The organism is Bacillus sp. GbtcB10 (assembly GCF_019091365.1).
GTDB lineage: Bacteria > Bacillota > Bacilli > Bacillales > Bacillaceae > Bacillus > Bacillus altitudinis.
Genome location: NZ_JAGXJP010000006.1, coordinates 20,999 through 34,253 on the forward strand (window position 1 = coordinate 20,999; position 13,255 = coordinate 34,253).

The following is a 13,255-nucleotide window of genomic DNA, read 5'->3' on the forward strand; positions in this document are numbered from 1 at the left end:
CAACTTCGTGAACTTCATCTTTTTATTCTAAGCAATGAGATGGTCGATTGAAATTGTACTTTCGGGCAAGAAGCATTGTACTTTTAGGCAACAAAAAAAGGGCATCTTCTTAAGATCCCCTTTAAAACGTTTATGAAGCGACTGTTTTTCGCCTCGTTCTGTTGATTTTACCGACAAACATATAGCCATATCTATAATGATTTGCTATCCGTGACAATAGGATAGGTCCTGCAATTGCAAGTGCTGATATGATGATTGTCCCTACAAAGAATGGATAATCTTTTAATTGTCCCCATAGTAACACAGAGATACCTAGAAAATACCCGTGAAGCAAATAGATGGTGAATGAATATTGACTAATGACAGCTACGAAAGGTGGAACGCTTTTCACTTTAGAAAACAAGAGAAAACATAAGAAGACAATACTGACTGTATAAAGAACAACGTCTGGTCTCTTAGAAGAAGACTCGAAAAAACCTACATATGAATTACTTAGAAGGGTCGCTGCTGAAATCAAAACAAGTCCATACACGGCATACTTAAAACGATGAAGTCTTGTGATAAACTGCTGATAATTCGCTCCACAATAATAGGCTAAACAAAAATAGAACAACCACCCTGGAAATGGAATCCATTCTAAGCCGAACATTGGATTAGGTAATTGAGGTTGTGGGATTTTGACGAGGTTCATGACACTTAAATAACCAACTGTGATGATAAAGGAGATCGGCAATACCCATTTGGCTGAGGTACGCTTAGCCATTTTGTGGAAAAACATGTGCAAAAAGTAAAATTGAAAAATAATCAGAACAAAATAACCAATATAATTCCCTAATAAGACATTTGCTGAAGCTCTTTTAAAAAAGTCAACTGCCCCTCCATTTAACGATGCCGAATGCAAGAAACCATCGACAATCCCAATAAAAGCAAATGGGAAAAAGATGGCTTTCACCCTCTTCCACATAAATCCTTTAGGGGTACCATTCGGATAAGCATGAGCCAATAAAAACTCAGAAATGAAAATAAAACTCGGGGTACTGAACATGAGTAGTGCTACAAGAATAGATGATGAATGGGGGCTAGATAAAATGGCTATTGCATGAATGAACACAACACTCAAACACGAGATACACCGAATATAAAAAATCTCTTTAATTTGCATTGAACATCCTCCTCCTGCATTTTGGTAAAACATGTATTAGATTAACATGTATAACACCTTATCAACAGGGACCTTGTGATTATTTTTCAATCATCTATCCAAAAGGAACAAAAAAAAGAGCCCTAGTTAGAGCCCCTCATCTAATCAGATTCAACCGTCGCCTTCCCCTTCCAAATAAGGGTTAAGCCTAATCCAAGAAATAAGACAACACCTGCAAACAGGAATGGGAAATGAATATTTTGATCGAATAAAATACCGCCAAGTGCCGGGCCAAAAATCGTACCAAGACTTGTGTAGGTAGAGTTCATCCCTGCGACAAATCCTTGCTGATTGCCAGCGATTTTTGATAAGAAGGTCGTGAGTGCAGGGCGCAATAAATCGAACGCAAGGAAAATCACACACGTCACGATCAGCACAACCATAAAGCCTGACACGACTGTAGAAACAAAAGCGAGAACTGCTCCAACAATCAAGCATAGTTGAATAACTCGTTTCTCCCCAAGCGCATTCACCATTTTACCAAACACGAGGACTTGGATGATGACGGCTACAATTGAACTGACGGTAATGATAATCGCAATATCCTTCGGACCAAATCCAAACTTGTGATTTGTAAACAAGCTAAAGACCGTTTCATATGCAGATAGTCCAAACGCCAGCACAAAGACAATGATGAAAGCAATGAGATAGCTTGGATGAATCGATTTTTTCAAGTCTTTAAAGAAGGTCGATTCTTTCACTTGATCCATTTGTTTCTCTCGCTCTTCTTTTGTTAATGGTTCCTTCAGCATAAACATAGATGAAATCACAGCAATAAATGCAATCCCTGCTGCAAAGAAAAACGGCAGGCGAACGCCATATTCTGCAATAAATCCGCCAATTCCTGGGCCGATGATAAATCCGGTACTAATAGCAGCGGATACATACCCCATTGCCTTTGATCTTTCTTGAACAGTCGTGATATCGGCGACATAAGCGGTGACAGCCGGCATGATAAATGCTGCACTAATACCGCCAAGAACCCTTGCAAAATACAGAACATATACGTGTGTTCCTAAGCCAAAAACGAGTTCTGATAACGCAAATAGAAAAAGGCCTGACACAATCATGATCTTTCTTCCGTATCGGTCTACCCATCTTCCCGCAATAGGTGATGCGATAAGCTGTGCAACGGCAAACGCCGCCACAAGATATCCCATCGTACTGCCCGTTAAATGCATGACATTCATAAAGAGCGGCATGACAGGTATAATCAGACCGATACCTAAAAACGCAATAAATATATTACTTAATAAAATAACAAGTACGGCTTTTTGCTCACGAATCGGTTTTTGCATGATGTTTGTTTCCCCTTTACTGACTCACTTGTTACTCATGATGGTTGATTCCGTGAATAAACAATGAGATCGCCTCTTTTTGTAATTCCTTTTTCTGCTGCATCGTGTCATTTTTATATAACACGTCTAATCCATAGAATACAGAAAGTAATATTTTCACTTTTGATTCAACATGCTGAATCGACCAGCTGCCATCTTCGTTTCCTTCAAGCAGGATGTCTCTCATCACATCATCAAAGTCTACATCAATCTTGTTCAGCCGCTCCATGACTTCATCTGATGTAAATGCACTGGCACAGAATTCTTCACTTGCTCTCATTAAAGGATAGTTAATCCCCATTTGACTAAGTAGCTCTGCAAACCCTGCGAGCTTATCAATGGCCCGGTGCAGCGTTTGTTTCTCTTCATGCCACGTCTCCATCATGAATCGATGATCCTCTTCCATAATATGAAGGAACAAAAACTCTTTTCCTTTAAAATGATGATAGAGGTTGCCTTTACTAATCTCAGCCGCCTCTAGAATATCTCGCACGGATGTTTCCGAATATCCTTTTTTCGCAAATAAATCACGTGAAGCGGTGACAATTTTCTGCTTCGTCTTTTCACTTTTTCCAGCCCCGCTCTGTGCACTTGTCATCTATGAACAATCCCTTCTACCTTGCTTTTCTTCACACGGACAAATAAAACCGACCAGTTGGTTTATTTTTTTATTATAAATGGAGATCGCCCATAATTCAATGAAAAAGTCCCGACTTCCAAAGGAGTGAATCTAAGTGAAAACAAACAAAACGATCATTTATGCCATCACCAAACAGGAAGTATTCTTTGTCCATTGTTGATGAAAAGTGGAGATAGAGGTCATTTTCTCATCAAGTCTATTCTCTTTTTATTTAATTTTCCTTAACATTTAACTTCACTTAAATATTAAGATCGCATATAATATAGGAGAAAAGAGGTGATGTCATTGGATGAGGATATCATTCATTACAGCAAAAAAATCATTGAGTACTCAAACGCACTAGGTTCTATCTATGTAGAAGAGTATCAACGATTCTTAAAAAATGAGTATGCAGATTTAACAAGCAAACAAGAACTGACCCTTGAATTGCTGCGGTCGAAGACGAGAACAATCAATGAACTGGCTGATTATTTCTCCATTTCATCTAGTGCCGCTAGCCAGCTCATATCAAAGCTTGAACAGCTTGGATATGTGAAAAGAGAGATTAATCCACATAACCGTAGAGAAATCATTGTTGATTTTGCTCAAAAGGGCCATGACTATCATAAAGATATTGAAAAAATTCAGCTGCATCTTATTCAAAAATACTATGCCCAGCTTTCAAAAGAAGATCTAAAAACATTATTATCGCTTTACGAAAAAATCTATCAAATTGCGAAAGAAACGCCTTAACCCGGCGTTTCATGCATGAATATGTAAGTTAGATAAACGATGAAAGGGATGATCAAATGGACAGGATTCATTTGCAAGATGGACGTCATATTGGTTTGTCTCAATACGGTGATCTTGAAGGATTCCCAGTATTCTTTTTTCATGGGACACCTGGATCGAGAGTGATGTTTTTAGATGATGATCCAATCTCAAAAGAGCTTGGCATTCGTCTTATTTCTTTAGACAGACCTGGTTTTGGTTTATCTGATCCGCAACCTGACCGCACCATTTTAGACTGGGCAAAAGACGTACAGGAAGTGGCCGATCATCTTGATATCTCCCATTTTTCAGTGATTGGTGTCTCTGGAGGCGGGGCATTCGCTGCTGGTTGTGCCTATCAATTGCCAGACCGCATTCTTTCAGCTGCTCTCGTCTCAAGTACCACCCCATTTCAGGATGGTAAACCGCCTAAAAGTATGCTAAAGGAGAACAAGATTGCCTTTTTCCTCAGTAAAAGAATGCCTTGGCTCTTAAAGGCAAGCTATCGCGCTCAGAAAAAACTCATTGAAAAGAAACCAGAGAAATTCAAGAAACTAACGAAAAAAGGGAACAAACATTTACATCCTTCGGATCGGCAATTTCTTCAAACCGATGAGCAACTGGAGCTGATGATGCGGCATTTATACGAAGCTACTCGTCAATCGGTTGATGAATGTATTCATGAACCAGATTTACTCTCACGGTCATGGGCATTCGATATGAAAGATATACAAATCCCTGTGGATGTCTGGCATGGAAAAGAGGATCAGATGGCCCCTTTTGCAGAGATAGAAAGCATTGCTCCCAACATTCCAAACGCCAAAACGCACTATATCGAGCAAGCAGGACATTTTCTGACTGATATAGATGATGTTTGGAGAGACATTTTACTCTCTTTAAAAAAACGGGCTGAACATCAGGTACACATATAAAAAAGACCCAATGATTCGTCGGGTCTTCTTCTTTTTAATACTGCTCGTAATAGGATTGAATTTTATCTGGATCTTTTGTTTTCGTCAGAGCCAGCATGAGTAAAATGCGTGCTTTTTGTGGATCTAATGAATCCGATGAGACAAAATGATGTTCATCATCCATTTTTTCATGTGTGACAATGCCATTTCCTGCACGGCTTGACCTCACAATCACCACGTCTTTCTTCACTGCATCTGTTGCCCCATTGATCGCTTCTGTTGACATCGTTCCATTTCCTGCGGCGGCAACGACAATGCCTTTCGCTCCTGCTTTAACGGCAGCATCATACACATACTTTTGATCATTTTGATAGCCGTATAAGATATCCACTTGCGGCAGCTCTTTTAGCTTGGAAATATCGAATTCACTGTCAGCTGTATGTTTTCTTGTCGGTTCGTTATAGAAAGAGACAACTTCACCCGCCACTTCTCCAATGTACCCTTGCTCAAGAGACTTGAACGAATCGGTTGTGGTGGTATTTGTCTTCGTAATAAAACGAGCAGAGGCAATTCGGTCATTTAATGTCACCATTACACCTTTGCCTTTGGCTTCTTTTGTCGAAGCAATTTTCACTGCATGATACAGGTTAAGCGGGCCATCCGCACTAATGGCAGATGCTGGCCTCATGGAACCCACGACCACCACAGGCTTATCACTTTTTACAACCAAATGTAAAAAATAGGCCGTTTCTTCTAATGTATCTGTACCATGTGTCACCACAATGCCATCCACTTGATCATCATTTAAAAGCTGATTGACTCGTTTCGCTAATTTTAAAAGCAGAGCGTTATCCACATTTTCACTGCCGACGTTGGCTACTTGCTCACCCGTGACATTTGCAATATCCTTCAGCTGTGGTACAGAAGCAATGACTTTATCGATTCCAAGTGCACCAGATTTATAGCCAGTCGTATCTGTATTACTGTCTGAACTACCGGCAATCGTTCCGCCTGTTGCCAGCACCTTAATATTGGATAAAGATTTATTCCCTGTCTCAACAGCCGTGTTTTTTTCTTTTGTTTCACTGGTAGTGCTTTCTTGATTACTTTGATTATTCTCTTGAGTGCTATCGTTCGCACAAGCTGCGGTCACCAATAGTGAAACAGAAAGAAGGGCAGCACCAAACCATTTTGTTACGTTCATAAGATCATCTCTTTTCTTAAATGTGATGAATAATTATCTGTCTATAGGGTTTACTTTATACCATTCCTTCATTCATCAGCATGAGGTGAAAGTCACAGAACCAAATAAAGGAAAAAGGGCACTATTATCAAAATTTATTTATACCATAATACCTAAATTGACTTCAGAAATTGTTCTCAACCCATTTATGATAAAATATAGGAAATCTCACAAAAAAGGAGTACATACAGTGCGTTCCGTTCAACCATTTTACAAAATCCTACTCACACTATTCTTCAGTTCCATTTTACTCAGCTTGTTCGTATGTGTATATCCACCGATTCAGGGCGAGCCTGCGTTTATGCTGCTTTACACTCCCATCTTTTTTGTTTATTATTTCATCTTTGCGGTACCTTTACAGTTGTTGTTTTCTTTACAGCCCAAGGCTTTTCATCCTCTTTATTTAGCGGCTTACTTACTGATAGCAATGATTGTCATGCTTTTTGTTATGGATGGAATTGAGAGCTCCACATCCCTTCCGATCATAATTGTCAGCAGTCTCATCTACTGGACCTGCGATTCTTTCATTCATCAAAGAATGCATAAAAAAAACACCTAATGTGTAGGTGTTTTTATCTATTCTAGTATGTGTTGACAGCGCTCCACATTATCCAAGACATCTTTCGGCTCGGTGACCTGCTGATCACTAAGAGAATCTATCCTCAGTGATTGGAACTTTTTATTTCATGCTTGTGCCAGCGTGTGAAAAAATGGGGTCCTTCAATTCAAAATCAAATGTCTTCCCATCAACGATACCAACTGTTTTTGAACTGTCGTAAAGTTCAAGCAAGCACGCTGCCATTTCTTTTGATGTGTGATATTTCTTGATAGTGCCTTCATATTCGAATTGATCGACATCTAATGAACGCTTTGCAAATTCCGACTCTGTCGCAGCAGGCGCTAATACTTTTGCCTGTAATTTGCCTCCTTTTTCTTTCAATTCTAGGGCCAGCCCTTCTGTAAAGGCGCTCACATAAAATTTCGTTGCTGAATAAGTGACAGCATTTCCGACGACGGTATAACCCGCTCTTGAAGAGATATTGATTAGCTGCGTCCCCTCTTTTTGCTCATAATCACGGACAAACAGAGTGGATAAAATTGTTAACGCTTCAATATTGAGATGAAGCATGTCCCCGATTTTTTTCACATCCTGCTCTCCTATTGAACCAAAATGGCCAAACCCAGCATTATTAATGAACGTATCCAGCTCATCACCAGCTAATGACTCATAGAAAGAATACACTTGCTCTCTGTCTGTTAAATCAACAGACTGGATTTTCACTTGAATATCGGGATATGTTTCTAGAATCTTTTCTTTCAGTTCTTGGAGTTTATCAAGCCGGCGTGCAGCTAAGATCAGATTTTTTCCTCTTGCTGCAAAGGCCAAAGCCGTTTCATATCCAATACCTGAACTTGCTCCTGTAATGACTGTATAGCCCATTGTATATCCCCCTATTCGTATCTTCTAGCTGTTTAAAGTATAGCGAGAGCATGTGACTCTAGTCAATTTTGAAGAGATTCAAAGAGACATGAACAACTGAACGTTCAGCATTTAATCGGTTTCTTTTGAATTATGTTGGAGGATAGCCTGCTGAGCTTTTTTTGTTAATTTGTGAAAAACCAGTTGATAGGAATGTTCAATTAGCTCTTCGACAAATGAAGATGGAATATCTGCATCAAGATAAATAGAATTCCAATGCGTCTTATTCATGTAATAGCCGGGAATAATTCCTTCATGCATTTCTCTTAATTCTTCAGCACGTTGCGGATCACATTTTAAAGTGATGACTGGTTTGCGATCGACGTCTCCCCCCATCATGGCAAACATCTTTCCACCTATATGATAACGATCTGCCTGCCACTCAGGTTGATAGTCGTGGGTTGCTCCTTGTAAAGAAAGACAAAATGCCTGTAGTGTCTCTTTTTTCATTCTATTAGCTCCTTTTTAGATGTCTTCTATCTTACTATTATATCGACTACTGCGATTGTTGTATCTACACTTCTTTTCAAGACGTCAGCAAGAACACAAAAAAAGCACAGAAAAAAAGTCTGTGCTTTTTACTGATATCCGAATATTTCTTATTCAAACGCCTTCTTAAGCTGATCGCTCATCAGATGCCAAGCCTCTTCAGCTATCTCTAAATCTCCGGCATGAGTGAACGCATGTGGGACTCCTTTAAATTGTTTGTATGTGACATCTACCCCTGCTTCTTTTAACTTGCCTGCATAATGCTCAGCTTCTTCAGCTAGTGAATCTTTCTCAGCTGTGATAACAAGAGCTGGAGGCATTTGTGCTAAGACTTCTCTCTCTGCAAAGACTGGAGAAACGAGCGGATTGTGCGGATCTTGACCTTGCAGGTAGAAGGCATTAAACAGTCTCGCCATTTCAACTGGAATTGCTTCTTCAAACGCTGGCTTTTGTGCTGGATCAGTAGCTAAATCAAGTGGGGGATAGTCAAGCACTTGATAGACAATCGGAAGTTTGTTCCCTTTTTGGATATCAAGCAAACAAACCGCTGTTGCCAAATTCCCACCTGCACTATGTCCACCAATGGCTAATCGATTTGGGTCTATTTGTAGTTCTTCAGGATGTTCATATAACCATTTCATCACATCGTAGCATTCATGAAGAGCGGCCGGGAAAGGGTGCTCCGGTGCCAGCTGATACTCCACATTGACGACGATACACTCCGCACGATCTGCTATGACCGGACACCAATGATTATCCATTTCAGCACTTCCAAGGATAAAACCGCCCCCATGCAAATTCACGAAAACAGGTAGGGGTTGTTTCAATGTTTTCACAGGTTTAAATACCCACACCTTTGTTTCACCAGCACCCGTTGGGATATCATATTCCATTTTGTTCACTTCAGGAGGGTGGACTGGCTTTAGTTCTGATTGACCAGCTAATGAATCTTCAGCTGGTTGACGTAATGACTCAGCCATTTTGATTTGTTCGTCTAAGTTCATGATCTCAGCTCCTATCTTATTCTTTTATCTCTATCCATTCGTTACGAATTTCGCCTTTTCCTTCAATGTCGTCAGAGAGTCGTTGCTTTTTATCTATCTCCCCATTTTCAGCTCCTTTGAAACAAACATTCCCCCTATGAATAAATAAAAAAAGCACTGCGGCGCTAAGTCCTCAGTGCTTTTCATATATTATGATACTTGTTGTTCGACTTTCACTCGTTTAATAAAGAAAGCAATCACCAAGCCAATCACTGTCATAATGACAGCAAAGATAAAGGCATGCTGGACGCCATTTGTAAAGGCGAGCAGCTGATTGACTGGATTTGCGGGATCAGCCACATTTTCCATAAAGCTGCGAGCTCCTGATGAAAGGATCGAGATACCAACCGCAGTCCCAATCGCTCCTGATACTTGCTGCAATGTATTCATAATCGCTGTACCGTGCGGATATAGCTCTGGCGGCAGCTGATTTAATCCATTTGTTTGAGCAGGCATCATGATCATCGCAATTCCGATCATTAACGTAATATGAAGCGTCACGATATAACCGATGGACGTATTCACACTTAAGTTCGTGAAGCCAAACATGGTCGCTGCAACGATGACAAGGCCTGGGATGACAAGCCACTTCGGCCCAAATTTATCAAAAAGCCCACCCATGATTGGCGATAGCAGTCCATTGATAATTCCACCTGGTAATAGCATTAAACCTGCTGTAAATGTAGAAAGTGCCAAGGACGTTTGCAGATATAATGGCAAAATCATCATAGCAGACAGCATCACCATCATACACACTAAGATCAGAAGTAACCCGATCACAAACATTGGATATTTAAATGGGCTTAAATTCAACATCGGTTCTTTCATGTTTAACTGTCTTAGGGAGAACACAAGAATGCCAATGACACCTACAACAATCGCCACAATCACATGCATACTGCTCCAGCCGCCGCCTTCACCGGCACTGCTAAAGCCATACACAATTCCACCGAAACCGATGGTTGATAACACAATCGATAAAATGTCGATTTTCGGTCTTGTGGGTTCCGTAATATTTTGCATAAAAATATACCCAAATACAAGTGCAGCAACCAATAACGGAAGCGAAATCCAAAAAATCCAATGCCATGTTAACGATTTAAGAATGAGACCAGAGACCGTTGGACCCACTGCTGGGGCAAACATAATGACAAGACCGATAATCCCCATTGATCTACCTCTTTTATGAGGCGGAATGATAACCAAAATCGTATTAAACATCAATGGAAGAAGCAAGGCTGTTCCTACTGCCTGCACCACACGTGCCACCATTAAAATACTGAAGACAGGTGCAACGGCCGCAATAAATGTACCGATGATCGAAAAGACCAGTGAGGTAATGAAAAGCTGTCTTGTTGTAAACCATTGAAGAATGAGGCCTGAAATTGGAACAAGAATCCCTAGTGTTAATAAATAGCCGGTTGTAAGCCACTGAGCAGTCGTTGCTTCAATACCAAAGTCTAATGTTAAACTTCTCAGCGCCATGTTGAGTGCCGTTTCACTAAACAGTCCAATAAATCCAGCTGTGATAAATGAAATAATAATGGGCAGCGTTCGAATGTCGGAAGCTGCTGTTTGCTGTTTGTTCATATTAAGTTGGCTCCTTTTCTTTTTCAATTTTGATAAACCATAAGTAGTTAGGCTGGACAGAAATGAGCCACTTCATGTCTAGGAAAAGACAGACAAAACCTGTCTTTCCGCAGCGAATTGTGCAATTTTTTCAATTGAGTAGCCGGATTCATGAATATAAAACATGAGTTCAGGCGTCATTGGAGAGGACATACATAATGTCGTCAACTCAATGTCTTGTATGTTCGCTTCTCCTTTTACTTTCGCTTCCTCGAGCAAATCACGAATGATTTGTTTGAGTGATTGACTGTAATGACAATCATATACTTTACTTGTCTGCTCTAAATTTCCAGAGATCGTCAGCATCCGAATCCAGTCTAAGTGATGACCAACGATGAGATGGATCTCCTCGAGAACATATTGCAAACGATCTTGAACCGGCTGATCACTTATTTTATTTAAGTAAAGATGCAAAGCAGGGATCAGTTGTTCAAATTTTTCTCCAAGGATCGAAAGGCATAAATCACTTTTATTGGCATATCGGCGGTAAAGAGTACCCTGTCCAACACCAGCTGTTTTAGCAATTTTATGCATACTGACATTCTCTACACCAAACTCTTGAAACAAAGAAAAAGCGACCTCTTCAATTTCCTTTCCAATATCCTTTTCCATGCTACCTCACCTTCTCTAGCTTCATCCACATCACATCTATTTGTATGTTTTGAATCAAGGCTCTTTAGGTTTCATTTAGGACAATTGTCCCGGTATTATCTTACGGACAACTGTCCGCTTTGTCAATCATTCTTTTCTGGCGATTTTTACTATCATTTGACTGATCCACCTGTTGTAACTATAATGGTTACAAAAAGTGATTGAGGTGATTGGATTGAATACATTCCTATTCGTTCATGGTGCATTCCAAGGAAGCTGGTGCTGGGACCAAATAAAACCTTCTCTTCAACAGAAAGGTCATACAGTGATAGCAATTGATTTACCTGGCAGTGAAGAAGACGCCACGCTTCCACAGGACGTATCATTAGAGAGCTATGTAAACAAAGTCGTCACAACGATTGAAAAAATAGATGAACCCGTCATTTTAGTTGGACACAGTATGAGCGGGATGGTGATCTCACAAGTAGCTGAGAACATTCCAGACAAGATCAAAAAACTAGTATATGTCTGTGCATTTGTTCCTGAAAACGGACAAGCTATTAGTGATATCGCATCAGGCGGTCCTAAAGCAACGTTTGACGAAAAGAATCAGACCATCACATTAATGGAAGAATTCATTGCGGAGGATATGCTCAACGAAAGTTCGGAGGAAGATCTGCAATTGTTTAAAAAGAAAATACGTCCACAGCCTGTTCAGCCTTTTGAAGATCAAGTTTCATTAACCAATGAAAGATTTGGAAGAGTGCCCAGTGTCTATATTGAAACAACAAATGATCGCTCCATTCCGATTGACTTGCAAAGACAAATGTATGCCACTAAACCTTTTGAGCGCATCTATACCCTTGATGCCGATCATTTCCCTTTCTATTCTAGAAAAAAAGAGCTTGTGGACTGTTTATTAGATATCGCAGTTACAGAAAGATAGTAAACAGCATAAGATAAATATTTTGGGATGAAAAAGAGAAAACATATGTAAAGGATGAAAAACCCAATCATCACTACTGGCGTTTTTGATCCTTTTCTATTGATACCTCAATTCCCATGAAATAAGAGAAGATTCTATCAAACTCAACTGCTTAATATCAGAAATTAGACCGATTTTCCATTTTACAAGAATCATGTATGATCAATTAAGAAAGCGCTTCCAAAAAGGAGAGGAGAATGCTTATATGTCTTATCGTGTAAAACGGATGCTGATGCTGCTTGTCGCTGGGTTATGCTTGAGCTTGTCCACATTTACAGCTGGTGCCTCGGCACAAACTGGTGGATCATTCTATGAACCCTTTAACAATTACAATACCGGGTTATGGCAAAAAGCTGATGGGTACTCGAACGGAAATATGTTTAACTGTACGTGGCGCGCAAACAATGTCTCCATGACGTCGTTAGGGGAAATGCGATTATCGCTCACTAGTCCTTCGTATAATAAGTTTGACTGTGGGGAAAACCGCTCCGTTCAAACATATGGCTATGGACTTTATGAAGTCAGCATGAAACCAGCCAAAAATGTTGGGATCGTATCTTCGTTCTTTACTTATACTGGACCGACGGATGGTACACCTTGGGATGAGATTGACATTGAGTTTCTCGGAAAAGATACCACGAAGGTACAATTCAACTATTATACCAATGGTGTCGGAAATCATGAAAAAATCGTCAACCTTGGTTTTGATGCAGCAAACTCTTATCACACATATGCGTTCGACTGGCAGCCTAACTCGATTAAATGGTATGTGGACGGTCAATTAAAACATACGGCTACTACTCAAATCCCTCAAACACCAGGAAAGATTATGATGAACTTATGGAATGGTGCAGGTGTCGATGAATGGCTCGGCTCCTACAACGGTGTTACTCCACTTTACGCTCATTACAATTGGGTGCGTTACACAAAAAGATAACCACATCACAAAACCTGTG

General features: G+C 40.1%; 13 protein-coding genes. 4 read left to right on the forward strand and 9 right to left on the reverse strand.

Features of this window, described 5'->3' with window-relative positions; all coding sequences use genetic code 11:
* Positions 1 to 130: 130 nt before the first annotated feature.
* The 3 genes from KVT11_RS17635 to KVT11_RS17645 form a co-directional block, all read right to left on the reverse strand.
* A complete protein-coding gene (locus KVT11_RS17635) occupies positions 131 to 1,162 on the reverse strand; it encodes an acyltransferase family protein (RefSeq protein WP_017358444.1) in 1,032 nt (343 codons plus the stop codon).
* 140 nt (positions 1,163 to 1,302) lie between these two features.
* Positions 1,303 to 2,499, reverse strand: coding sequence for an MFS transporter (locus KVT11_RS17640; protein WP_017358445.1), 1,197 nt, complete (start codon positions 2,497 to 2,499; stop codon positions 1,303 to 1,305).
* A gap of 31 nt (positions 2,500 to 2,530) precedes the next feature.
* Positions 2,531 to 3,136: a TetR/AcrR family transcriptional regulator gene (locus tag KVT11_RS17645; RefSeq protein WP_017358446.1), complete on the reverse strand. Its 606-nt coding sequence runs from the start codon at positions 3,134 to 3,136 to the stop codon at positions 2,531 to 2,533.
* Positions 3,137 to 3,457: 321 nt separating this feature from the next.
* Between KVT11_RS17645 and KVT11_RS17650 the strand changes: the two genes are divergently transcribed.
* A complete protein-coding gene (locus KVT11_RS17650; RefSeq protein WP_007496431.1) occupies positions 3,458 to 3,910 on the forward strand; it encodes a MarR family winged helix-turn-helix transcriptional regulator in 453 nt (150 codons plus the stop codon).
* A gap of 56 nt (positions 3,911 to 3,966) precedes the next feature.
* Positions 3,967 to 4,860 carry an alpha/beta fold hydrolase gene (locus KVT11_RS17655; protein WP_035390346.1) on the forward strand — a complete coding sequence of 298 codons (894 nt, stop codon included), beginning with the start codon at positions 3,967 to 3,969 and terminating at the stop codon, positions 4,858 to 4,860.
* Between the two features lie 34 nt (positions 4,861 to 4,894).
* Here the strand turns inward: KVT11_RS17655 and KVT11_RS17660 are convergent, their stop codons facing one another.
* The 6 genes from KVT11_RS17660 to KVT11_RS17690 form a co-directional block, all read right to left on the reverse strand.
* Positions 4,895 to 6,043 (reverse strand): type II asparaginase, encoded by a 1,149-nt coding sequence (locus KVT11_RS17660; protein ID WP_217609103.1) that lies wholly within the window; start codon positions 6,041 to 6,043, stop codon positions 4,895 to 4,897.
* A 718-nt stretch (positions 6,044 to 6,761) separates the two neighbouring features.
* Positions 6,762 to 7,523 (reverse strand): SDR family NAD(P)-dependent oxidoreductase, encoded by a 762-nt coding sequence (locus KVT11_RS17670; protein WP_008346737.1) that lies wholly within the window; start codon positions 7,521 to 7,523, stop codon positions 6,762 to 6,764.
* A gap of 111 nt (positions 7,524 to 7,634) precedes the next feature.
* Positions 7,635 to 8,012: an MmcQ/YjbR family DNA-binding protein gene (locus KVT11_RS17675; protein WP_048001239.1), complete on the reverse strand. Its 378-nt coding sequence runs from the start codon at positions 8,010 to 8,012 to the stop codon at positions 7,635 to 7,637.
* Between the two features lie 149 nt (positions 8,013 to 8,161).
* The gene (locus KVT11_RS17680) at positions 8,162 to 9,055 is read right to left on the reverse strand and encodes an alpha/beta hydrolase (protein ID WP_144684598.1); all 894 of its coding nucleotides are present in this window, start codon (positions 9,053 to 9,055) and stop codon (positions 8,162 to 8,164) included.
* Between the two features lie 189 nt (positions 9,056 to 9,244).
* Positions 9,245 to 10,684, reverse strand: coding sequence for a DHA2 family efflux MFS transporter permease subunit (locus KVT11_RS17685; RefSeq protein ID WP_008346741.1), 1,440 nt, complete (start codon positions 10,682 to 10,684; stop codon positions 9,245 to 9,247).
* A gap of 78 nt (positions 10,685 to 10,762) precedes the next feature.
* Complete coding sequence (locus KVT11_RS17690) at positions 10,763 to 11,335, reverse strand: TetR/AcrR family transcriptional regulator (RefSeq protein WP_035390350.1); 573 nt, start codon at positions 11,333 to 11,335, stop codon at positions 10,763 to 10,765.
* A gap of 205 nt (positions 11,336 to 11,540) precedes the next feature.
* Between KVT11_RS17690 and KVT11_RS17695 the strand changes: the two genes are divergently transcribed.
* Together KVT11_RS17695 and bglS are read left to right on the forward strand one after the other, a co-directional pair.
* Positions 11,541 to 12,260 (forward strand): alpha/beta fold hydrolase, encoded by a 720-nt coding sequence (locus KVT11_RS17695; RefSeq protein WP_225310485.1) that lies wholly within the window; start codon positions 11,541 to 11,543, stop codon positions 12,258 to 12,260.
* Positions 12,261 to 12,504: 244 nt separating this feature from the next.
* A complete protein-coding gene (gene bglS / locus KVT11_RS17700; RefSeq protein WP_007496444.1) occupies positions 12,505 to 13,236 on the forward strand; it encodes a beta-glucanase in 732 nt (243 codons plus the stop codon).
* Positions 13,237 to 13,255 lie beyond the last annotated feature (19 nt).